A 24,012-nucleotide genomic window follows, 5' to 3' on the forward strand; every position below is an offset into this window, starting at 1 on the left:
TAAAGCGCCGGCTTCTTAAAACAGCCGTTTTAAGCTTTTCTTGAGTGACGGCATTTCGATTTTTTGGTTTTCAAAGAAGTTTTTCAGCATGTATTTGCTGAAGCCCTTCGCTTGGCCGTAAGTGATTTTTCCCGGAAGCGGCGGCTCGTCGCCGATGACGGCGTCGATGACGACCGGCTCATTTGAGTTGAGCGCTTCATGAAAAGCGGGAGCCAATTCCTCGTGTTTCGTCACTTTGATGCCTTTTGCTCCGCAGCTTTCTGCAAAAGTGGCGTAATCCATATTTTGCAGCTGGGTGACGTAGTCAATGTTGCCTTTGACCCGCTGTTCATATTCAATCATGCCTAAATTTTCGTTGTTTAATATGACGACCGTAATCGGCAGTTTATATTTAACAGCCGTCGGCAGATCCTGCATCACCATTGAAAATCCGCCGTCTCCGCAAATGGCGATGGACTGCCGCTCAGGTTCGGCAAGGCTTGCGGCAATCGCTCCCGGAAGCCCGCATCCCATTGTGGCGAGCCAGCTTGAGACGATAAAGTCCTGCTTCTTCATTTTAAAATGGCGGGCCATCCACACCGTGACCGTTCCGACATCCACTGACAGGACGGCGTCCTCTGCGGCGGCATCCTGAAGCCGGGCAATGACCTGCTGCGGCTTGAGCGGATGAGTCGCTTCGGTTTCATCCTTCTCGATTTCCTTCCACCAATGCTTCATGTGCTCGGTGCAGGCGTCTAAAAATCTTCTGTCTTCTTTATATTCAATGTATTCCGTCAGCTCTTTCAGCCCCAGAGCCGCATCACTGACGATTCCCGCATTGACGGGATAGCGCTTGCCGATTTTCGCCGGATCCGAATCAAGCTGAATGGCAGGCGTATTATCCGGGAGATAATCCCTGTATGGGAACGATGTGCCGAGCATGATCAGCAGATCGCATTCCTCCATGGCTTCGTAGGCGGGCTTTGTGCCGATTTGCCCGAGATTCCCGAGAAAGTGGGGATGGCTGTCAGGCACGACGCCTTTTGCCGGAAGAGTAATCACAATCGGAGCGGCCGCTTTATCGGCGAATGCGAGCAGCTCCTCTTTTGCCGATTTTAACCCTTGGCCGGCGAGAATGACCGGTTTTTTTGCATTGTTAATATATTGCGCGCATGTCACGAGATGTTCTTTTTTCGGCTCTATATCGGCTTTGAGGTATATCGGCGATGTGTAAACCGGCTCCCGTTTGATTTTTTGCGCGAATAAATCATCAGAAACGGTTAAAACGGCAACGCCTTTTTTGCTGTAAGCCGTGCGGATCGCCTGATTCAGAAGATCGGGCAGCGCTTCTGCCGTATGTACTTGCTGGTTGAATACCGCCACGTCCTCAAACATTTGCTCTAATTTGATTTCCTGAAAGCTGTCACGGCCGATTTCATCGGAAGCCACCTGTCCCGCAATCGCCAGCACCGGAACGCCGTCCGCTTTGGCGTCGTATAAACCGTTCAGCAGATGAACGGCCCCCGGTCCTGCGATTGAAAGGCAGACACCGATCTGTCCGGTCAGTTTTGCCTCAGCCGCGGCAGCCAGGGCGGCGACTTCCTCGTGCCGGGTTTGGATGAATGTCAGGTTATTTCGTTCATGTCTCAGTTCTTCGATAAATTCATTAATGCTGTCTCCGGGAATGCCGTATATATGACCGACTCCCCATTGTTCAAGCAGCTCCGTCATTACGTGTCCTGCTGTTTTACTTGGCATACTGCATCCTCCTTTTACCTGTATTCATCCCCTTTTTCATACGGGTTGAAACACGGGCTATACTCTCAGCTTTTTTCTCAGCAGATCAAGGATGGATAACAAATTTCGGTCTTTAAGAACAACCTTACGACTTGCCGCCCCATTGAGTCCGTCTTTTATCTGCCGTTTTCTGTTCGGCACCATGAACAGCGGCAGCCGGCTTTGGGAAAACCAGCGTAAAGCGGCGGTTTCCGGCCCGTTCATCAGCGGTGTTCCTCCGGTAATGGCTCCGATGAATACGTGCTGTGTATCTTCAAATGCCGGCCTTTCATACTCACCGGCTTTATGCAGGATGGTCACGTTATAACCGGTTTCTTCACAGGCCTCTCTGACGGCTGCGGCTTCAGGTGTTTCACCTTCTGCAATCCTGCCCCCGGGCAAATCCCATAAGGGAATGTCTTTTCGTTTTACGAGCAATATCTTCCGCCCCTCATTTTGTATGATGACAAACGCGCCTTGAGTCATGTCGTCCTCCTTTACAAAAAAGACCGCGGCATTTTAGCCTGCGGTCTTTACCGTTACTTTTTAAAATGATACGGCAGGGTGGCGACAATGATGTCCTTCTTCCAAAACAGCCGGACGCGGAGCAAGAAGGCTGATTGGTTGTGAAGGATGGTCTGCCAGCGTTTTTTCGTAATAAATTGCGGAAACAGCACCATCACGGAGAACTGTTCTTTTTTCGCTTTTTGTTCGACCGTTTCCAAAAACTTATCAAACGGGTGAACCAGACTGCGGTATGAGGAATGCAGGGTGACGAGGCGGACGCCGTTATGAAGCTCTTCCCAGCGCTTTTCCACCTTTTTTTCGTGTTCTCTGTCAAAGGAAACATGAACCGCAATGACCTGATCCGATAATGATTTCGCATACTGAATCGATTTTTGGACGACGGTGGTGACACCGGCGACAGGCACGATGACGACGGTTCCCTTGATTTCCTCAGGCTGCTGATCAACGACCCGCAGCTGTTCGCCGACCGCGGTGTAGTGATTTTTAATGACGAAAAACAGCATGACGACAGCAGGCATGAATAACAGCACCGGCCAGACAAGATTGAACTTCGTCGCGAATAAAATACACAGCACCATAAATGAAATGGCGGCGCCGCATGAGTTGATCAGCATTTTTACCGCCCAGCCCTTCGGCTTCTGCCTGATCCACTTGATGCACATTCCCGTCTGCGACAGCGTAAATGGAATGAACACGCCGACGGCATAAAGCGGAATTAAATGTTCCGTGCGGCCGCCGAATAAAAGAATGAGCAAGATGGACGCGATACCGAGAAAGATGATTCCGTTTGAAAATCCTAATCGGTCGCCCCGTACCGTAAACATTCTCGGCATATACTGATCGCGCGCTAAATTAAACGCCAGCTGCGGAAAAGCGGAAAAGCCCGTATTTGCCGCAAGCACGAGAATCAGGGATGTCACGCCTTGAATGAAATAGTACACCGTATGCCGTCCGAAGGTTTCCGCGGCGATTTGTGAAATAACGGTCTCGTTAGGCTTCGGACCCGTGCCGTAGCCGTACGCCAGCACCGTAATCCCCGTAAATAAGATCGCCAGCAGAATCCCCATCATGGCCAGAGTGCGGGCCGCGTTTTTCGCCGGAGGATTTTTAAAGGCCGGGATCGCGTTTGAAATGGCTTCAACACCGGTCAGTGCCGAACAGCCGGATGAAAAGGCCTTCAGCAGCAAAAACAGCGTAATGCCCGCCACGGGTGTGCCGATCGGCGTGTGTTCGGCCGGATGAACCTGGCCCGTCATAAGCTTAAACAGTCCGACAACGATCAAAAGGACAAGCGCCGCCACAAACAGATAGACGGGATACGCCAAAATGGACGCCGACTCTGACAGTCCTCTCAAATTTAAAATCATAATCAGAATCACAAGCAAAACAGCAATGAGCAAATGATGCGGGTGCAAAGCCGGAAAAGCCGATGTAATGGCGTCAGTTCCGGCAGAAATGCTTACCGCCACCGTCAGAATATAATCAACAAGCAATGAGCCGCCCGCAATCAGGCCCGGCTTCTCACCAAGGTTTTCTTTTGAAACCATATAAGCGCCTCCGCCTTGCGGATAAGCGTAAATAATCTGTCTGTAGGACAGAATCAAAGCAAGCAGCAAAATGAGAACGCCGGCTGCGATCGGAATGGAATACCAAAACGCGGCCGCGCTTACCGCAGCCAAAATGATCAGAATCTGTTCCGTTCCGTAAGCAACTGATGACAGCGCGTCTGAAGAAAGCATGGCGAGCGCCTTGAGTTTCGTGAGTTTCTGCTCTCCGGCCGCCTGTGATTTCAGCGGTTTCCCAATCAAAAATCTTTTGATTGAATGGTACATTTGTTGTCTTCCCCTTTTTTTCATTTTCCGTTTGATTTACAAACCCTTACTGCTATGATGTCTCCGAATAACGATTGCATGCCATATTTCAGCACAGCAAAAAGACACAGAGGCAAACGGATGCCCCTGCGCCATAATCGTGCACAGGTTTCATTCATCTCCTCTCATGAACGCTTACGAGGTTAGCTGTCGGATTCGGGCTGATGAGAGTTGGCCCTACCTGAAAAAGGATTCACCCCAAGCGGCATGACGCGCCGCAAATTGGTTCCCCCGCTCTGATTACAGATTAAGCGATATAGATTATAAAAGAGATCATACTCCCGTCCCGTTCAGTTGTAAAGGGGCTTTTATGCTGTTTCAAAAATAAAAAAATCACCGCCAAAAATGGAAATAAAAATACAAAAAAAAGAGGCCTGTTAATGGCCTCTTTTTCCTTCATTACTCTTCGTTTTTTTCATGATCCGTTTTTCTTTTTTTCCTTCTTGCCGTCAGCCAGATCAGACCGGCCGCAATAATTATAAGCGCCGCGAAAACAGCGATATACGTGACGTTCAGTGCTACGGAACGGCTTTTCGTATCAGGCGATGGACTGCTGTCGTCGGATTTGATTTGCTGATGGTTTGAAAACAGCTGCTTGCCGGCCGTTTCGTTGACGACGGTTGCGGCATCGCTTGTGCTGTCTAAAAAGCTGATCAGCTCTTTTGTGACAGCCGCGCCGCTGCCTGATAACGGAGCAAAAACAGCGATGCTCCGGCCGGAGTCCCAAGGTGATTCCTGGGTAAACGCGACTTGTTTCGTTGTCTCATTCAGCATCTGAAACGAAGAAACATCGTACGCGCCGCTGCGGTCTGACGGCACGAGAAGCTTAGAGGCGTTTGATTTCAAAAGCGGAATTTGCGGCAGGCCTCCGATAAACACAACATTCCGGCCTTTGGCATCCGCTTCCTTCATGTCTGATGCCGTCTTTACGGTAAAGCCGTTTCCGAATGAATCCGCCACCAGAGAAAGCTCTTTCAGTGTCTGTATGTTTACGTCATCCGGGGTGACGATCACTGTTTTCTCTTTCACGCCGCCCGCAAACGGGAGCGGCCATTGCCCGAAATCCGCTTTCTGCGCCGCATCGCTTACCGGATACGTCAGCATGCTGCTTTTATCAATATAGACCCATTTATTTTCGTCACGGTCGATACACGGGTTGTTATGTTTCAAACCTGACGTGACAAATTGCAGATCAATGTACCTGCTGCTTCGCAAAAGCTTCGGATCAATCGGGATTGAGACGTGGTAAAAGCCGTCTTTATCTTGATTGCCGAGATCATCAAGACGCACCGCATTCGGCTGTCCGTTGACCATGACGTTCAGCTCCGCTCTCTCGGCGTCATTAGCTGAATCCGCCTTCGTCCGGATCGTTTCAGACGTCTTTAATGTAAGTGAAAGCTTGACCTTACCGTCTTTATCAACAGCGGCCGCCGCAGGGTAAAAGAAGTGCTCTGACGCCGTTTTGTTTGATCCGACCGTTACATTTCCCGCGCCGAAGTCCTCTAATGTCAGTTTATTGCCTGTCTTTTCCGCAGCGGGCTGAAGGCGGCCGATTGTCAAAGTATCTCCGCCCAGCTGGCTTGAATAAGCGCTGTCTGTGATGACGCGGATTTTATCCGCCAGCGTTTTGTCTGATTGCGCCGTGACAAACAGGACGGGCTGCCGTTTGTCCCCTGATGTCAGAACCCGTTCAGCGAGAAGAAGTTTGTTGTTTTCGGCTTTGATGTTCCCGCGATCTAAAAGCTCTTTTATTTTCCCGTTCCAATGCTGATCAGCGCCGATGACAATTGACGGATTGCTGATTTTGCCGGCATCGGATTCTTTTACATAGGATACCTTCAGCCTGCTGTCTGCCGTTTTCAGAAATCCTTCTGTTTTGACTGCGGCTTCAGCTTCCGCCGAGGTCGGTTTGTCAGGAAGGATAATATCGGTTTCTTCACCCGTATTGCCTGATTGGGCAAACGGATACGGGAAATGGCCGAGATCCGCTCCCTTTGACTTGCTTGCTTCTGAAAGCACAAGGCGGCTGTCCGGATAAATTTTTATCCAGTTGCCTGACGTATCCTGCCTGACGCAGACGCCCTCTTTTAATACGCCGTAAAACCGTAATGATACATTGTGATAGCCTTGGGCGGATTGGCTTTTGCTGAGATTGAGCTTCACCGTTTTCCGCTTGGAGCTGCCGTCAAGCTTTATGGATTTGACGGGTTCATCATCAATGGCGATGGTTAAAGAAGACGGGGCAATTAATAAGTTTGACGCCTCGTAATCAATCAGAAGCGACTGATCGGCATTCGAAGCTCCCGCAGGAATCTGATAGGTCAGCTCTGAGCTGTCTTTCGCCCCGTACAGTGTCATCAGATCGCCAGTCAGCGCCTGCTGCTCTTTTGCGCCGGCGCTTGTTCCGAGGGCGGAACGGTCCGTTTTCAGCTCCCGGGCCGCGGCCGCCTGCCCGTTATACATCAATAGCAAAAGGCCGGTTATCAATATGATCGCTTTTTTCAAAAAGGTCACCCGCTTTTATTTTGATTGTATCGCTCCGTTTTGTACCACTTGACTTCCTGCTTGAACAAGCGGTGCTTGATCTCTGTGAATAATGACCAGATGACGAGCACGATCCAAGCCTGGGAGTATGTAAAGTACATCAGAAATACGATAAAGAAGTTTTGTTTGTTCATTTCTGTTTTTTCAATGCTTAAAGTAATCATGACCTCAGTCATAAACAGGAAAAAGGCCAGTATCCACAAAATCATCGCCAAAAACCCGACTGCCAGGTGCAGGTCGTAAAAAAGATTGATGATAAAAATCGTGTTTGACATGATCACACCGAAGAAAAACAAAAAATACGTAAAAAAGAAATAAAACAGATCGAAGATGATCCGCTTGCGTTTCAGCTTGAAAAATTGGGATAAAAACTTGAGAACGACGTATTGGTTGCCGCGCGCCCATCTTGTCCGCTGACGCCACCAGACCTTCCATGTCTCAGGCTCCTGCTCCCATGTCACAGCCGCCGGGAAAAAGCGGATATGATAGCCGAGATTATACACGCGGATGGTCAGCTCGGTATCCTCCGCCAGCGCCTTATCATCCCAGCCGCCGAGCTGTTCGATAATGCTCCGCCTGATCGCGAAGTTCGTTCCCGGGATGGTGGCGATTTTGAACCATTTCCATCTGCCGCCCTGCGCCATCCACTGAAAGCAGATGGTTTCAATATTGATAAACTTCGTCAGGATCGTTTTGGCCGCATTGATAACACGGAATTTCCCGACAACCGCTCCCGCTTTCTCATCATTCATCAGACCGAGAACCAGGTAGTACACCGCCATTTTTTCCGGCGTATTGTCCGCATCATACACGCAGACCACGTCTCCGTTCGATTCCGCGAACCCTGAGTTCAGCGCCGAAGATTTTCCTTTTCCGGCGTTAGGGGGCTTTGTGATGACCATTTTAATGAAGTCATACTGACGGGAAAATTCATTGACGATATCTCCCGTCCGGTCGGAGGAATTATCATTAACGACAATGATCTCAAGCCTGTCTTTCGGATAATACAGATTCACCATCGCCTTCAGCGTCTGCCTGATGACGACCTCCTCGTTATGCGCGGGAATGAGCACGCTGACCTTCGGGAGCTCCCCCATCTTTGCGCGCCATTTCGGAATGTTCCGTTCGAAGGTCATATAATGCCTGAATCCGCCCTGCATCAGAAACATGTGATAGAGAAGCATCACCCATATTAAACTTAATGAGATAAAAAACAGAATGTTACTCAAGGCTTCTTCTCTCCTTAAAGATTCGTTTTTTTAATGTGGCGCGCAAATAAAGAACGTAGCAGGCGAACATGATGATGAACAATAACACCACGCCGGAGAGAATCCAAAGCGCTTTTTCCAGAGGCGTCTGCTGGTGATGATTGAAAAAGGCCGTTACCGGATGAATCTTGTTCTCCACATGAATGGTTCCGTCTCCGTCCGTTTTGATCCTGACGCTGTCCGACGTTACCGTTTGCTTCGTTTTCTTCAGATCGAGCCACTCGCCGCCGGGAATCCGCTCCATCTGATTGACGAGCTCGGGGAGGTATTTCATGCCGAGATACGGATGGTAGAAACCGCCCGCCGTTCCGCCGCCGAAATCAATCATCTGCGAAATATGATTCTCCATATCTCCGAGCGGATTTTCCTTTGAGTTATCGGCATAACCGATTGTTTCAGGGTACAGCGTCATCCCGTCCAGCATAGCCGGCTTTGAGACGAACGGAGGGGCGCCCGAGGTTTTCCACGTCGCGCCGCTGAGCTGCACTTGTCCGAAAATGCTGGAGAAATAAGAAGATGCGATTTTGTAGCCTTCTTCAGACATCGTGTAGTGCGGCGCTTCGAATGACAGCGGGTAAAGGCCGAGCTCTGTCAGATCGTCAATCGCCTGCTCCAGCTTCGTTCTCGTGTAGATGTTTTCTTTTTCACGGAAAGGCTTCACATACGCCCGGTACGCTTTTTCATTCGGAAAATCCTGTTCCTTTTCAAGCTTGACCGGAGTATCATCCGCATTTTCTGACGTAATCGGCTGATCCGCTTTGGCATCCCAAAATTCAAAGCCTTCTCCCGTTTCGCTGTATCGGTATGCGTGCGTGTAGCCGTGAATAATGATGCTGCCGCCCATTTGCTGAAGTTTTTTCAGGACGCGGACCATTTTCGGCTTGTCCGCCAGGTATACTTTTTCTCCGTTTTCCGGATTGAGATAGACCGGAATGACCGCCAGAATAAACGGAATGTGTCTTTTATGCAGGTAAGCGCCCGCTTCGTAAAGCAATGTTTCATCTGACATCGGACTGATGTCTTCAAGCCGTAAATAAAGGAGGGTGCCGCCCTGTGATTCTCCGAATGCGTTGCGCAGCGCTTTCGCCGTCAGAAACGAATCATTTAACAGGCTCGTCACACCGAAATAATAGTCAGAGCGCGCCGTTTTCCACATAAAAGGGCGGGTGCTGCCGTCACCGGACCGGTATGTATAAAGGGACTTTCCTTTTACTCCCGATACGCCGAGCACGGACATCCCTTTTTCAAGCGGCATGTCTGTTTTTTCTTTTTTGCCGTAAATGCGGTATACCGTTTCTTTTTCTGTCAGGGACAACCCCGCAAATTGGCGGAACTGTCCGGCGTTATAGCCGATGCTGATAAGCTGCTGCGGCATGCTGCTGATCAGTGACACAAATGATGTGCTGAGCTTTTTTTTCGTGACGCCGTAATAGATGACGCGCCGATTCTTTTTGAAGTCCGCGGCTGTGATGTCTCCGTCGCTTTTCACGGTGACGGCGGATGAGAAATGGCCCGCGGTCAGATCAAGCATTTTGACCTCAGCGGTTTCTTTGCCGTCCGTGCTTGTATAAATAATGAGAATGCCGTCCTTTTTGTCTTTTGCTTCCGCCGGACGGGGAACATAAACCGCCGAAATCATGAAGAGCGCCGAGAGTAAGAGACATATCCATTTAGAGTTCATTCATCATCATCTCGTTTTCCAGTTCGTTTAAAAATTGCTCGGCCGTTTGTAAATCCTTTCGGTACGCCAAGTAACATACACGGAAGGTGATGGAGACGTATTTACCGTTTTGCAGCCGGTACGTATCCAATTCCTTTTTCAGCTTCGCCAGAACGGCCGGCATGTTTTCTTCAGGCGTATGGGTCAGCACGATGCCGAACCGTTCGGCGGACGGCCTGAATTTTTTGTCTGTTTCCCGAACGCTTGACCGGATTTGGCGGCTGATAAACGCCAGCAGCCGATCGGTCTCTTTTTCTCCGTACAGGGATTTGAATTCCTTGAAATAATGCATGTGCAGCAGCAAAAAGACGAAGGAATTGCCGTAGCGTTCCGCCCGCTTGATCTCTTCGGAAAGCTCCAGCTTCATCCGCAGATGGTTGTCAAAGCCGGTCACCCTGTCGACGGCGACAAAGCTCGTAATCTCTTCACGCAGCTGTTTCACTGAGCGCTCAAGCCCCTTCGCCAACTCGTGAATCCTTCCCGCTATGTAAGAAAAGAGCAGCAGCGCAATCCCCCAAATGACCAGCACCTGCAGACTTTCGGCACCGGCAGACGCCATAAAGCTCCCGGTCTGAAACCACAGGAGCAGGCTGCCGAGAACAAATAAGACGAGTAAGGTGATGACGAGCGCGTAGATTGCCCCGAACCATATGCCGGCTCCCGCAACAAGCAATGTGATGCAGGTTATCAGAAGCCCTGCGGATTGCTGAGACGCATAGTAAATAAAAAAAGACAGCAGCACCAGCATAACTGCTGTGTAGCTGCACAGTTTTTGTGATTCATTGAATGATGTTTTCATTAAACAATTTCCTTTCAGCCAGAAGCGGCAGCAGGTTATCGAAAGAATGTGTATCGCTCCCGCTCATATAGCCGCCGTAATCGGGTTTCAGCGTGTCCAGTGTTTCAAATGAAGTCATTCTTTCATAAAGCGGCTTGATGACAGCCGGATCAGCTTTTTGTTCTGCTAAAAAAAGAACGGCCAGGGCGTAAACGGACGGTGATTCGTACTGAACCGCCGGCTCCTTCGTGTCTGCGCTGTATCGTCCGTACAGCTGTCCGCGCGACTTCCATTCTTCTGTGATCCATTTTGACAGCGCGGCGGCCTTGTCATCGCCCCGCTTCAGATTCACGGCGGCGTACAGCTGGTCGATGACATTCACTTCGCTGTCATATTTGTATTCCTTTGTTTCGGTATTGAATGATTTCGGCAGAAAACCATTTTTCAGGGACGCAAGATTGAGAACATCAAGGTTCCGGTTTTCCGTTTTCTCATCGATAATCCCCTTTTCTCTGAGCATCTGTAAGGCGCCGGGGTCAACATAGGATAACGTCACGGTCTTTGATGCGGCATTTGAAGCGGCATCATAATAATCCGTAAAATACCCGTCATTCGTATTGTATTTTTCCAGCGCCTTCCCGATCTGCACCGCTGTTTTCCCGTATTCACTGTTTCCCCACAGGGTTCCGGCCTCATTCAGACAGTTCATGATTCTGAAATCGTCAATTAAGGCATTGGTGCCGCTCGCTTTATTCCCGTCAATCTTCCACGACACGAGCCCGTTTTTCGTCAGAAACGAATCGGTGAGAAGCTGATATTGCGCTTGAAACTGCCGTTCATCTTTCCTGTTCAGCAAAAATGCCATCCATAGTCCGAGAGACTCAGATAAATATTCCGGCTCACCGGATATGTTCGTCCGGATCATCCCCCGCCCGTTCATCAATTTATGATAAATAAAATGCTCTGCGGGCTGAAGCGGTCCGGACGGTTCGGCTGCCGCCTGTTTTTCAGTGCCGGCCTCCGCGCACCCCGCCGTCAGAACGATCGAAATCAAAAGGAGCATCAGACGAAAAACGATTTGCTTCACAGCCCATCCTCCTATTTTATAAATCCTTTTTTAGACCCATATCTTATTTTTTCACAAAGTATTTTTACTATAAAGGAAACGATAAAAGAATACTAGCATTTTTTCACATTGGAAAATTTTAAATGGGAGCGCCGCCTCTCACCTTTTCCCTCTTCGTCTGGATCGTATTCCCATTACAGTAAAAAACACAACAAAAGGCAGCATTTCTTTACAAATGCTGCCTTTCTCTGATCTATTTATCCAGGCCGAGTTTTTTCAGCTGTTCTGCCAGCGCGTTGTTCATCGGCTCCTCTTTGTTTTGGCTTTTCATATAAGAGTTGATGTCCCGCTTGGATGCGCGTCCGGATTTATCTTTCGCCTTCCGCTTTTCAAAGACGGACAGTTTCTCCCGGTGGCCGCATACACATGCGAAGGTTTGGCCTTCGCCCTGGCCGCGAAGCTCCATTTTCTTATGACAGTTCGGACAGCGGGCGTTTGTTTTTCTTGCCAGCGTTTTCCGGCTGCCGCACTCACGATCCTGACATACGAGCATCGTGCCGCGTTTGCCGTTGACTTTAAGCATCATTTTGCCGCAATCAGGGCAGGCTGTGCCTGAAATGTTGTCATGTCTGAAAGTCTGGCTGCTGTTTTTGATTTCCTTCACCGTTTTGCCCGCATATGTTTTCATGTCTTTAATGAACACGGCGGATTTCAGTTTGCCCGCTGCGATGGCGGAGAGCTTTTGCTCCCACTCAGCGGTTAAGGCCGGCGATTTTAAATCTTCCGGGACGAGCTGTAAGAGCTGCTTCCCCTTTGACGTAATGAAAATATCTTTTTCTTTTTTCTCGATCAAGAAACTGTTGAACAGTTTTTCAATGATATCAGCGCGGGTGGCGACTGTTCCGAGTCCGCCGGTTTCACCCAATGTTTTCACAAGGTTCTTCTCTTCTCCCTGCATAAAGGCGCTTGGGTTCTCCATCGCGGATAACAGCGTGCCTTCATTAAAGCGCGCCGGCGGTTTCGTCTGTCCGCTCGTTTCTTTCAATGATGAGACAGTGAGGCGCTGACCCTGCTGAAGATCCGGGAGCGTCTGGTCTTTGTCTTCCTCATGATCGTCATCATCCTCGTACATATCATACACGGCTTTCCAGCCAGGCGATTGAACCGTTTTCCCTTTTGCGGTAAATGTTTCGCCGCCGATATCGGCTGTGACCTTTGTTTCTTCGTATTCGAACGCCGGCATTAACACGGCGAGAAAACGTTTGGCAATCAGATCGTAAAGCTTTCGTTCTTTGTCGCTGAGGCTTGAAAGGATCAGCGGCTCCTCTGTCGGAATGATGGCATGGTGATCCGATACTTTCGCATCATTGACGAATCCTTTATGCGCTTTGACGCCCCGCTTCAGTATTTGATTGACGTACTGGGCGTACGGCTTAACTTCCATGCCGTTTAAACGGTCTTTTAAAGTCGGCACGATGTCTGCGGAAAGGAATCTGGAATCCGTCCGCGGGTAAGTGACAAGCTTATGCTGTTCATACAGCTTTTGAAGAACGGACAGCGTCTCTTTTGCGGAGAAACCGAAGCGCTTATGAGCGTCCCGCTGCAATTCCGTCAAGTCGTAAAGACCGGGAGCGAAGCTTTTCTTCGCCGTTTTTTTCAATTCTGAAATGACTGCCGGCTTTCCTTGCAGGTCTTTTGCCAAACGGCCGGTCACCGTCTGATCGAACGTTCTTGTCTGTTTTGTTTTTTTATCCTGCCATGTCAGCGTCATCTGATCAGCCGCCGCGCGGAGACCGTAATAAGGAACGGGTTTGAACGCCTGAATATCCGCTTCGCGTTTGGCGATCATCGCCAGTGTCGGAGTCTGGACGCGTCCGCATGACAGCTGCGCGTTAAATTTCGTGGTCAGGGCGCGGGTCGCGTTGATGCCGACGATCCAATCCGCTTCCGCTCTGGCAACGGCGGAATGATACAGGTTTTCGTACTCTTTGCCGCTGCGGAGCTTTTGAAATCCTTCTTTAATCGCCTTATCCGTCACAGAGGAAATCCACAGCCGCTTAATCGGTTTGCGGACGTTTGCCTTTTCGATAATCCAGCGGGCCACAAGTTCCCCTTCCCGTCCTGCGTCTGTAGCGATTACGATCTGGCTGACGTCTTTCCGGACAAGCTGAGCTTTGACCGCATTGAACTGTTTTCCTGTTTTTTTAATGACGACGAGCTTTAAAGGCTCCGGAATAATCGGCAGATCCTCAAGCCGCCATGATTGAAATTCTTTGCCGTATCCTTCAGGGTCAGCGAGCGTTACCAGATGCCCGAGCGCCCATGTGACGATGTAGCGGTCGCCTTCAAGATATCCGTTTCCTTTTTTATGACACTTCAGAACGCGGGCCAAGTCCCGGCCGACTGAAGGTTTTTCAGCTAATACAACTGTTTTTGACATGCTTTTCACTTCTCTTTCTTTCACACTCATCCTGTTATTATAACAGACTTCCTCACGCTCTCTCTAATCGAGGACGTTTTTTGTGTCAATTTCTGAGAAAATGACGTGGGTCACGGTTTGGGCATACGGAGAGGTGCGGTTGATGAAGTGTTCGATCGTTTCCAGACTGTCCGCGTTAATCTTCAGCATATAACACGCCGCCCCGGCGACCCGAAAACAAAATTCAATGTTGGGAATGGATTGAATGTAGGTTTTGAATTGATCGTATTTTCCGTTTTTCACCGTCGCTTCGACAATGCAGGAGACGGGGAGCCCGATCTTTTTTTGATCAATGTCCAATGTATAGCGCTTAATAACGCCGAAGGATTCAAGCTGTCTGACACGCTCTGTGACGGACGGGGCTGACAATTTGATTTTTCTGCCCAGCTCCCGCATGGACAGGCGGCTGTCCCGCTGCAGCTCTTTAATGATGCTCAGATCCACATTATCTAGTTTCATGACTGTAGTCCTTCCTTACCCTTTTGGCTATATTATCAAGAGAAATCCGAAAAATGACAAGAACAACAGGCTGAAATCATGAAGGTTTTTTCAGGAACTGACGCGAAATGGTCATATTAGGACTGCCCTTTGCTTATAGTATAGAGGAAAAAAGATGTCCGACAGGAGGGAGCTGTATGTTACACACGCCGATCGGCAGACTTCGCACGATGGGGTTTATTGAAGGAATGTCGCTTTTGGTGCTGCTGTTTATCGCGATGCCGCTGAAGTATTGGGCTCATCATCCGCTCGCCGTCACCATTGCCGGTTCCATTCACGGCGGTTTGTTTATCATTTATCTGGCGGTGCTGGCGTATGCGGCATTTACTGTCAAATGGCATGTGAAATGGTCAGCCGCCGGTTTTATCGCGGCCTTTATTCCGTTCGGTAATTTTATTTATGATCGCGGCCTGAGAAATTATCAATAAAAAAGCTCCTCTTCTGCAGAGGAGCTTTTTTCATGCGTTACATCCATTTCGTCACCCAGGCGATATAATAAGCGCCGGGGAGGAATACGAGCTGGGCGAGAAGCGTGCCCGCGACCCTTGATGTGACCATCGTCAATGAGGTCCATTTTAAGGAGACGTAGCTGCGCTTGCCCTTCGCCACATCGTCTGCCAGTACGGAGACTTTCGGATCAACAAACACGGCCAGCAGCATAGTCGCAACGCCGTTGATTAAGCCTGATGCCATCACGGCGGTCGTGCTGTGCTCAGGCGCCAGAAGGCCGGCGTACAGAGCGGACAGAACACCGATCGTGTAAATAGACGTAATGACCATATTAATGACAAACAAGCGTTTCGGGATCATTCGGAATTGAAGCCCCTTTAAATAGGAGACTGACGGCAGTCTGATATAAGAACGCGCATGCTTCAGCCCGCTAAGTGAAAATCCTTTTTTAAATACCTGCATGACGGAGCCCCCTCCGTCCGCCAAGTGTATAATCGCCCTGGAGAATAACGCGACGAATGTCGGCAAAAGACAGATGCCGAGCATCGTTCCGACCGTGGAGCCGAAGATTAAAAATCGAAACTGGGCGCCCACAACAGACAGGGCATTTGATCCAGCGGCATCAATCAGATGTCCGGTAAACGGCTGCTGAACCATGTTTGACATGCGCGACACAATAACCATGACATTAAATAATGACAGCGCGGACGCGATAAATCCGACTCTCGCGCCGGAAAGCCGTGTTGCATAGGCAAGCGTTTCAATCGAATGTATCAGCAGCAGAAAACAGAAGATAAACAGTACTTGTGAAGTAATAACGTGCAATGTATGATTCCTCCAAATCTTTTCATACTGATTAGACTCTGCAGACTGCGGCGAGGTTTCGGCCGTTTACATAAAAAAACCGCCCGGATGTCCGGCGCGGTTTTGTCTTATTCTTTTCTTACGCAAATAAATAATATATGGTTGCCCGCCTTAGCCTGCGGGTGATTCGTATTAACAGTTCCGACAGAATCATTCTTCGAAAGTAAACACCATGGAAGTTCTTGAACACAAGACAACGAAAGCCCTACCTCTCAATCGTCACTGCGGCTCCGAAGCCGCGCCGGTGTGAATTGTAAAACAAAAAGTCTTTTTTCCATCTCTTCGTTAGGGGCGAATATCAGAAGGAAAAGAATAAGCTCAGCTTTTTTTCAAGCTGTCCGTTGAAGCCTGAAGCTTCTATATCAAAACAGAAAAAAGAAGTTTACTTTCTTTTTTATTTGCATGTTGTCACTTAGCAGTTAAGTATAACAGATTGCCCCTGAATAATCAAATGATTTATTAAAGTTCCAGCTCGGCCGGCGTTTTTTCACCCGCGTTCATGAGCTTGATCTGCTTCGGTTCAATTTCAAGAATCACCAGGTTCGGATCGTCTTTTCCGTCAAACCAGCGTTCCAGTTTCGGATCCCACAGCTTTTCTTTTAAATCTGCTGAGTTGTTCAGTTTGGCGGTTCCGGCCACTTCCACATAAGCGTCACCGAATCCTTCACAGTCATACCCTAACAGAATATGAACATTCGGATTGTTTTCAATTTCTTCCGCTTTATGAGTGTCTTTGCTCGTCGGCGTGTAAATCGTTAAGCCGTCATGGAAAAATGTCATGTAGCGTGAATGCGGTTTGCCTTGCTCTACCGTCGCAAGCGAACCGACTTTATGATGATCCAGTACTTCAAGCACTTTTTCTTTGATTTCATTTTGATTCATGAAGAATCACTCCTTTTTAACGTCTCCGCTGTTACTTTTCCACATTGGGGAGACATTTAAACCAAGAAATGTGCTCTTCTGCCGATCTTCGCTCCATTCCCGCTTCAGCATGTTGTAGTTCACCGTGTCATGATAGGCGCCCTGTACGAAAATGCCTTCTCTCGTCAGTCCTTCTTTCTGAAATCCGAGCCGTTCCGCCACCGCTCTGCTTTTCGTGTTTTTTTCAGCCGCGCTGATCATGATGCGGTTCAGCCCGAGGTCCTGAAATGCATGGGTGATGACCGCCCGGCAGCTTGCGGTGATAATGCCGAATCCTTCATGCTCTCGATCCAGCCAGTAGCCGATCTCTGCTTTTTGATTGACTGTATCGACATTATGGATGCTGATCATGCCGCAAAACCGGCCCTTAACAAAAATTCCGGCGTCAAACCCATTCTCTTCCGCATATTTATAGCGCCATTCGGGGATGATCACATCGCGGTACGTATCGATGTCAGCCAGTTCTTCCGCCCAGCTGAGCCATTCGCTGAGATGGTTTTGATTTCGCTTCATAACAGAATACAATTCGTCCGTATCTTCTTTGGCAAGCAATCTGATCGTCAGATGTTCCCGGATTTGACAGGAAAACACGATCGCACCTTCTTTCCTTTATTAGCCATTATACAGGTAAATTTATTTTTTTCCATACAAAAAAGATGAGGCGTGCAGCCTCATCCTTAAATGCGCGGGTCGGTGAAAACATCGTGATCATCCGTGCTTGTCGATGACATTTCCGTGACGACCGCCCCTTCTTCTCCCGCTTGAAACCAATGCTTCGTATCCGGCGGAATGGTGTATTGTCCGCCCGGCTCAAGCACAATCTCATGCCAGACGGTGTAGTATTCCTTGTCTTCTTCCGGCGGGAGGACGCTTGGGTTCTCTGTCTTTTCGCCTTCCACGTAGAGATACACCTTCCCCCAGCGGCAGCGGAATGTCTCTTGTTTTCCCTTCTCGCCGCCGACCGGCGGATGGCGGTGTTCCGGACACGTCTGGCGCGGGAAGAGCACCAATTCTTTCGAACAGTAGCGGTCGGTATTCACGTAAATAAACAGCTGAAGCCCGGTTTCCTCAAGCTTGCCTAAGCCGTAATCCATGATTTGAATGTCTTCGACTTCATCATCAGTCAGAACGATTCCCGCTTTTTGATAGTATGCATTCACGTCATGCTTCGATATCGTCATCGGTCAGCCTCCTTATGTGGTCACAAATCTGCCGCCGTTGACATGCAGCGTCTGTCCGGTCATATAAGAGGATTCGTCTGAGGCCAAGAGCACATAGCAGCCGACATGCTCAACAGGCTGGCCTGCCCGGCCCATCGGCGTATCCTGACCGAAGGAAGCGACTGTTTCTTCTGAGAATGTCGCCGGAATAAGCGGTGTCCAGATCGGCCCCGGCGCCACGGCGTTGACACGGATACCATCGTTGACGAGCGCTTGCGCCATGGATCTCGTAAAACCGTTAATCGCGCCTTTCGTAGCCGTGTAGTCAATCAGCTGCGGGTTGCCTGTGTAAGGATTAATGGATGTCGTATTGATGATCGCGCTGCCCGGCTTCATGTAATCAATCGCTTTTTTAGTCAAATAAAATTGTGAGTAAAAGTTTGTCTTAAAGGTTCTGTGAAGCTGCTCGCTTGTGATGTCTTTAATGCTTTCTTTCGGATGCTGTTCCGCGGCGTTATTCACGAGAATATCAAGACGCCCGAATTCTTCAACCGTTTTTTCAACGGCTTCATTGCAAAAGTCTTCCTCACCGACATCGCCGGGGATTAACAGACATTTTACGCCTTCTTCTTCCACTCGTTTTTTTGTATCTTCCGCATCACCGTGTTCATCAAAATAGACGATCGCGACATTTGCGCCTTCCTTCGCGTAAGCAACCGCAACGGCGCGTCCGATACCGCTGTCGCCCCCTGTGATGAGCGCGGTTTTCCCTTTTAATTTGTCAGCGCCTTTATATTCTTTGTATTCGTAAACAGGCGCCGGATTCATTTCGTTTTCAATGCCCGGCTGGCGGTTTTGTGATTCCGCCGGGAATTCCTTCGGATAGTTTTCCATGTCAAGTTCCTCCTTCTGGTTCGTTGTCATATTTCTTGTCTACCTCGGCTGTCCTCCGGATAAACATGATTGAGACAGTTCAAAACGTTTTCGGAGAAAAATGTTTCACATGGAACGCAAGAAAAAAACCCGGCTGGCAGCCGGGTTTTTGTTTTCTATTATGAACGTACCGCTTGTTTGCGGAGCACGTCTTTTCTCACTTTTCCAAGGTTGTTTTTCGGAAGTTCGCTGACGAACTCAATGTCCGGAATTTTAAAGGCAGCAAGACGTTCTTGAAGGAATCGGGTCACTTCTTCTTCTGTCAGGTCTTCTCTGCCGTTTGTCACGATGAACGCTTTCGGCTTTTCGCCGTAAAGCGGATCAGGGATACCGACAACCGCTGTTTCGAGAATGCCCGGCACTTGCTGAATGACTTCTTCAATCTGGTCCGGATAAATATTATCGCCGCCGTAGATGATGACATCTTTATAACGTCCGGTGATAAAGATAAATCCGTCTTCATCCACATAGCCGGAATCGCCGGTATGGAACCAGCCGTCTTTCAGCACTTTTCGTGTCGCTTCTTCATTACCTTCGTAGCCTTTGAATAAAAACGGACTTGCCACAACGACTTCTCCGATTGAGCCTTGCGGAAGGACTTCACCTGTTTCCGGATCTACAACGCGGACGTCCACTTCTTCCATCGGTTTACCCGCGGAAGCGGCTTTATCCATTCCCATTTGCGGATTCCAAGAACTGATGCCCCACGCTTCCGTGCTTCCGTATCCGTGCATGAGCGGGATGCCGATGTCGAGATACTGCTGGATTAGGCTGCTTGGCACCTTTGTGCCTCCCGTCATCATATAAACGATAGAAGACATGTCAGTCTGGTGCGTTTCCCATGCTTTCAGCAGGTATGTGAAATAGACTGGCAGCGCCATGATGGTTTGAATTTTTTCTTTTTCGATGAGCTTCAAGTTTTCCACAGGGTCCTGATTGTCTGTCATAATGAATGTCGTTCCGCTCATCGTGCCGACCATCTGGCAGATAATCGCGCTCGTATGGTAATTCGGATGACATGCTAAGAAGCGGACATGCTGCATTCTCCCCGTGTAAGCCAATGTCGCGTTTACGTAGTTGTATATGCCGCCGTGAGTGATCATGCAGCGTTTCGGATTGCCGGTTGTACCTGAAGTAAACATCAGCAATGCCGTATCGTTTTCAGACACCGTTTCGACATCCGGTGTATCACCGGAGCCTGTCAATAAAGCGTCAAACTCAGGCGTTGTCTCCGCAGCTGTTCCTGTCTCGACCTTCAGTTTAAGAGAAGATACCAGCGCAGGAAGAACTTCTTCCATAATCTCTTTAAATTCAGTGCCGAAAAAGACAGCTTTCGGTTCACAGGCTGCTAAAATGCCTTTCATTTCGTAAGGTGTTAATTGCCAGCTGACCGGCACAACAACCGCGCCGATTTCGAGTGCCGCAAACATGACAATGGATGACGCGTGGCCGTTTTTGCAAAGCATCGCCACTCTGTCGCCTTTTTTTATTCCTTTATCAAGAAGCGCTTGTGCAAGCTGGTTGATTCGTTTTCGATATTCCGCGTAGGTCAGGGTATGCGCACCGCTTTTTACAGCTTCGATCTCTTCGCTATTTGAAATGTCATGCAGAATCAGATGCTGTAATGTCTCCATATTTTCATCTCCCATAATCATAAATCACAAAAAACTCTGTCAGATTTTCTTCCTCACGCAACCCATTTTAAACCAAAAAATATAACTTGTAAAACAATTTTGTTTTAGAACTATTCCATTCGTGAATGATACAATAGTCCCATGTTTTTAGTTTCTTCCCTTCCCCTTACCCTCATACATGCAGAAAAAAACACACCCCCTATGAGGTGTGCGCTTTCTGTTTACCGCTGTCCTTTCTCCTGAATGAAATGATAAAACAGCTTATTTAAACGTTTGTATAAATCGGCTTCATCCTCCGTCTGGAAGGCTTTTATACTGTCTTCGGACTCGATGATGGCGGAGCTGACCGCACTTAGTATTTCCGACCCTTCAGCGGGCATATCAGCCGGCGCCATCATCACCAAAGCGCGGCCGACGGTCAGGGAATTTCCGTCCATGCCTTTGACACTGCATGGAGCTGTCAAATCATAAATTTTGAAAAAAGGCGTGACAATTTCTTCATTTTTGAGATGGTACAGCGCCATCGCCGTTCCCGGAATGCCGAGTCCGCCCTGTCGTTCACGCTCTGCAAGGCGCTGTGCGGTTTGTTTGGCATTACGGACAAATCCTTCTTGCTCAAGCATGGCAAACAAACGATTCAAAAACAGTTCGTACGCCGTGTTTGACTCAATGGATTTGATCGAAAAGTTCCGCAGCACGCTTTGGATAACCGCCGCATAATGTGCCATACGGCCGGCCGCTTCCAGCATATCAGGCGTCTCCGGCTGCTTCTCTTCTCTTTTACCGTTTCTTTTTTTGTCAAGAATCAGCGGAATTTTTCTTTTGATGTACTGCTTGACCTGATCAGCGTCTTCTTCGTTTAAAAGCGGACTGACCATGACGTAATCAATGTTTCCATACGGGATCGGAACGGTGGAAACGATCATGTCATACGCGGTGATATCTCGGTCCTTCAGTTCGATGAGGGAAGACATATCAAAGGAACGGATTTCCGGAAGCTCCTTTTTCAGTCTGGATGCGAGCATTTTGGACGACCCGATGCCGCTGGAACAGACGATCAGCGCTTTGATCTTCGCTTCTTCCCGTTTGATTTCCAGAGCGGAGCCGAAGTGAAGAACGATGAAAGCGATCTCATCATCAGAGAAAAGAAGCCCCGGAAAGAATTTTTCCATTCCTTCTTCTACGGCCATGTACAGCAGAAAGTAGTCGCGTTTAATTTGCTCGGTCATCGGGTTGTACATGTCGATATTTTCTTTTACCCGGTTGATCGCAGGCTCCAGATGGGCGATTAAACCGTCGTATAAAGAACCGTTTTCCGTCAGATCAATTTTGATTTTTTCAGAAATGAATCCGATCAGCTGCTTCGTTTGCAAGGCCGTTTCAACTTCAATGTTTTCCGGTTTGAATTCCGTTTTGTATTGGCGGTTGGCGCTCCGCAAATGAATGGTGATATAACCGATCTCAGCTTCCGGAATTGAAACGCCGAACGCTTTTTCAAGCTCTTTTGCCATTTCCAGCGCAGAGCCGTACTCCTTCGTCTGCTGCAGCGCTTTTAGTTCCGAAGCCTCCATCGTGATGGTTTCTCCGAGTCTGATCCGGTCCATTGCAAAGGTTAAATGAACCGCAAGCGCCATGTATGAGCTGTCAGATAAGGCGATCGCGATTTTTTCCTTGAGCTGAATCAAGAGCCGGTCCATTTTCAAAAGTTCCGCTTTATTTACGACGCCGAACATTTTTTCAGCATCGTCCGGTTTTCCTTTAATATTGAATTCAACCGCTTCCAAAAAGCTCTGAATATCAAGCCGGTTGACGATGAGATTGCCGACGATTTTCCGTTTCGCATTTTCCGGACCCGTCAGCTGTATGCCGAAGCCCCTTTTTCGGATCAGCGTCAAGCCGAAGGGCGCAATCCAGGTCTCCAGCTCATCCAGATCATAACTGATTGTCGCGTTTGTCACTTGCAGTTCGTTCGCCAGACTGTAGAGCTTGATCGGCTCTTGCGACTCTAATAGTGAACATAGAATTAAAAGTTTCCGCTCCTCAGCGCTGTATTCATGCTGTTCATAGGACAGGTCTGACAGGAGTTTTTGTTTGTCCTCCGGGTTTCCTACCGCTTTCAGTCCTTTGCCGGGCTGTTTATCAAGTGCCAGACCGAATGATTCCATCATCGGTTTGATTGTTTTTAACTCGCGGTGAACGGTTCTTGTGCTGACTTGTAAAGCTTCTGCCAGTTCATGCACTGTCTCGTAACGGTTCTGCAGTAATAGATGTTTCATTAATTTTTGTTCTCTCGCTGTCATATACATGAAACGCGCCTCCAGATTTTCTAGTTGTGAGAAGTATGGCATATGGGGAGTGCTGCCGGGGAAAGTGGTGTAAATTATAATATAAAACGCTTTCAATGATTATTCAACCATTTTCAAATGGCAATTTGGCACAAGGCCGTGTGACAGTATTGAAAAAGAAAAATGTGTCAGATAATATGCCATGACGCTTGTTACTCTTGATCCGCACGGCTATACTTCAAAGTGACCTTACTTGTTTTTAGACATTGCACACCACATAAACAAACGCCCGGAAGATACCTTCCGGGCGTTTGTTCTGTTTATGGAATATCGCAGCCTTGGACACCGGTATAAATCCGGAACCACTGATCATGGCTGAGTTTGTATGCGGATGCACGCACCGCGGCGGAAATGCGGTTCTCTTTTCCGCTGCCGACAATCGGCATGATGTCTGCCGGGTGGGTGAACAGCCATGCGTACATGACTTCGTCAATGGAAGCGGCGCCGATTTCTTCCTGTACGGAACGAAGCGCGGCACGGATTCGGAGGTCCTTATCTGATTGTCCTGTAAAGACGCTCCCGCCCGCAAGCGGTGACCACGCCATCGGCGGAATGCGTTTTTCCTGACAGAAATCCAGCGTGCCGTCATGAATATTTTGCAGCTCGTACGCCGAGATTTCAATTTGGTTTGTGATGAGCGGATCATCCAAATAGGATTCGAGCATTCTGTACTGGTGCGCTTTAAAGTTCGATACCCCGAAATATCTGACCTTGCCCGAGCTTTTCAGCGCGTGAAACGCTTCAGCCACAGCCTCCGGGTCCATAAGCGGGTCCGGTCTGTGAATGAGCAGCACATCCAGATAATCCGTATTCAGATTCAAAAGCGACTGCTCCGCCGACGCTAAGATGTGAGACTTCGACGTATTATAATGATGCGACTTGTTTCCGGGCCGCTCCGGTGATTCAATGACAATCCCGCATTTTGTGACGATTTCGATTCGCTCCCTTATTGAAGGCGAAAGGGACAAAGCGCCGCCGAACAGCTTTTCACACGTATAACCGCCGTATATATCGGCATGGTCGAAGGTGGTGATGCCTTGGCTGATACACCATTCAATCAGATTCAGCAGCTCTCCGTCTGAATAATTCCATTCGTTCAAACGCCAAAGCCCGTGTATCACTCTTGAAAATTCCAGGTCTTCAGCCAATTGAATGCGCTGCATGTGAAATCCCCCTTTTTCTTAGAGCCTCTTGTATC

19 protein-coding genes and 1 riboswitch are annotated in these 24,012 nt (G+C 48.8%); of the genes, 1 reads left to right on the plus strand and 18 read right to left on the minus strand.

What is annotated here, in order from left to right; genetic code table 11:
• Nucleotides 1–15 precede the first annotated feature (15 nt).
• The 10 genes from G9F48_RS17215 to G9F48_RS17260 form a co-directional block, all read right to left on the minus strand.
• Complete coding sequence (locus tag G9F48_RS17215; protein WP_165409850.1) at nt 16–1,737, minus strand: pyruvate oxidase; 1,722 nt, start codon at nt 1,735–1,737, stop codon at nt 16–18.
• 57 nt (nt 1,738–1,794) lie between these two features.
• On the minus strand, nt 1,795–2,241 hold the full coding sequence (locus tag G9F48_RS17220) for an NUDIX hydrolase (RefSeq protein ID WP_165409851.1): 447 nt from the start codon (nt 2,239–2,241) through the stop codon (nt 1,795–1,797).
• 53 nt (nt 2,242–2,294) lie between these two features.
• Complete coding sequence (locus tag G9F48_RS17225) at nt 2,295–4,115, minus strand: APC family permease (protein ID WP_165409852.1); 1,821 nt, start codon at nt 4,113–4,115, stop codon at nt 2,295–2,297.
• 156 nt (nt 4,116–4,271) lie between these two features.
• Nucleotides 4,272–4,418, minus strand: a riboswitch (cyclic di-AMP (ydaO/yuaA leader).
• Between the two features lie 135 nt (nt 4,419–4,553).
• On the minus strand, nt 4,554–6,659 hold the full coding sequence (locus tag G9F48_RS17230) for a cellulose biosynthesis cyclic di-GMP-binding regulatory protein BcsB (protein ID WP_165409853.1): 2,106 nt from the start codon (nt 6,657–6,659) through the stop codon (nt 4,554–4,556).
• Between the two features lie 5 nt (nt 6,660–6,664).
• Nucleotides 6,665–7,927, minus strand: a complete 1,263-nt coding sequence (locus G9F48_RS17235; RefSeq protein ID WP_165409854.1) for a glycosyltransferase family 2 protein — start codon at nt 7,925–7,927, stop codon at nt 6,665–6,667.
• The gene (locus G9F48_RS17240; protein ID WP_165409855.1) at nt 7,920–9,647 is read right to left on the minus strand and encodes a DUF2334 domain-containing protein; all 1,728 of its coding nucleotides are present in this window, start codon (nt 9,645–9,647) and stop codon (nt 7,920–7,922) included. Before G9F48_RS17240 ends, G9F48_RS17235 begins: the two co-directional genes overlap by 8 nt.
• Entirely contained in the window at nt 9,637–10,485 is an 849-nt protein-coding gene (locus G9F48_RS17245; RefSeq protein ID WP_165409856.1) for a diguanylate cyclase domain-containing protein, read from the minus strand. Before G9F48_RS17245 ends, G9F48_RS17240 begins: the two co-directional genes overlap by 11 nt.
• Nucleotides 10,466–11,551 (minus strand): lipoprotein YdaJ, encoded by a 1,086-nt coding sequence (locus G9F48_RS17250; protein WP_165409857.1) that lies wholly within the window; start codon nt 11,549–11,551, stop codon nt 10,466–10,468. Before G9F48_RS17250 ends, G9F48_RS17245 begins: the two co-directional genes overlap by 20 nt.
• Nucleotides 11,552–11,783: 232 nt before the next feature.
• Nucleotides 11,784–13,970: a DNA topoisomerase III gene (locus G9F48_RS17255; protein WP_003156261.1), complete on the minus strand. Its 2,187-nt coding sequence runs from the start codon at nt 13,968–13,970 to the stop codon at nt 11,784–11,786.
• A 63-nt stretch (nt 13,971–14,033) separates the two neighbouring features.
• Nucleotides 14,034–14,468, minus strand: coding sequence for an Lrp/AsnC family transcriptional regulator (locus tag G9F48_RS17260; RefSeq protein WP_003156263.1), 435 nt, complete (start codon nt 14,466–14,468; stop codon nt 14,034–14,036).
• Nucleotides 14,469–14,644: 176 nt separating this feature from the next.
• Between G9F48_RS17260 and G9F48_RS17265 the strand changes: the two genes are divergently transcribed.
• A complete protein-coding gene (locus G9F48_RS17265; RefSeq protein WP_003156265.1) occupies nt 14,645–14,935 on the plus strand; it encodes a DUF3817 domain-containing protein in 291 nt (96 codons plus the stop codon).
• Nucleotides 14,936–14,972: 37 nt separating this feature from the next.
• Here G9F48_RS17265 and G9F48_RS17270 read toward each other — a convergent pair whose 3' ends face one another.
• The 8 genes from G9F48_RS17270 to G9F48_RS17305 form a co-directional block, all read right to left on the minus strand.
• A complete protein-coding gene (locus G9F48_RS17270; RefSeq protein WP_165409858.1) occupies nt 14,973–15,782 on the minus strand; it encodes a lipid II flippase Amj family protein in 810 nt (269 codons plus the stop codon).
• 498 nt (nt 15,783–16,280) lie between these two features.
• Nucleotides 16,281–16,703, minus strand: coding sequence for a pyridoxamine 5'-phosphate oxidase family protein (locus tag G9F48_RS17275; protein WP_003156270.1), 423 nt, complete (start codon nt 16,701–16,703; stop codon nt 16,281–16,283).
• Nucleotides 16,704–16,709: 6 nt separating this feature from the next.
• On the minus strand, nt 16,710–17,333 hold the full coding sequence (locus G9F48_RS17280) for a GNAT family N-acetyltransferase (protein WP_165409859.1): 624 nt from the start codon (nt 17,331–17,333) through the stop codon (nt 16,710–16,712).
• An 86-nt stretch (nt 17,334–17,419) separates the two neighbouring features.
• Nucleotides 17,420–17,923, minus strand: a complete 504-nt coding sequence (locus G9F48_RS17285) for a D-lyxose/D-mannose family sugar isomerase (RefSeq protein WP_014304360.1) — start codon at nt 17,921–17,923, stop codon at nt 17,420–17,422.
• A 12-nt stretch (nt 17,924–17,935) separates the two neighbouring features.
• Nucleotides 17,936–18,796: an SDR family oxidoreductase gene (locus G9F48_RS17290; protein ID WP_146276132.1), complete on the minus strand. Its 861-nt coding sequence runs from the start codon at nt 18,794–18,796 to the stop codon at nt 17,936–17,938.
• A gap of 158 nt (nt 18,797–18,954) precedes the next feature.
• Nucleotides 18,955–20,469, minus strand: coding sequence for a class I adenylate-forming enzyme family protein (locus G9F48_RS17295; protein WP_156735918.1), 1,515 nt, complete (start codon nt 20,467–20,469; stop codon nt 18,955–18,957).
• 221 nt (nt 20,470–20,690) lie between these two features.
• The gene (locus G9F48_RS17300; protein WP_043866838.1) at nt 20,691–22,775 is read right to left on the minus strand and encodes a BglG family transcription antiterminator; all 2,085 of its coding nucleotides are present in this window, start codon (nt 22,773–22,775) and stop codon (nt 20,691–20,693) included.
• Nucleotides 22,776–23,074: 299 nt separating this feature from the next.
• Nucleotides 23,075–23,977, minus strand: coding sequence for an aldo/keto reductase (locus G9F48_RS17305; protein WP_165409860.1), 903 nt, complete (start codon nt 23,975–23,977; stop codon nt 23,075–23,077).
• Nucleotides 23,978–24,012 lie beyond the last annotated feature (35 nt).

Source organism: Bacillus sp. EKM420B (assembly GCF_011065565.1).
GTDB lineage: Bacteria > Bacillota > Bacilli > Bacillales > Bacillaceae > Bacillus > Bacillus velezensis.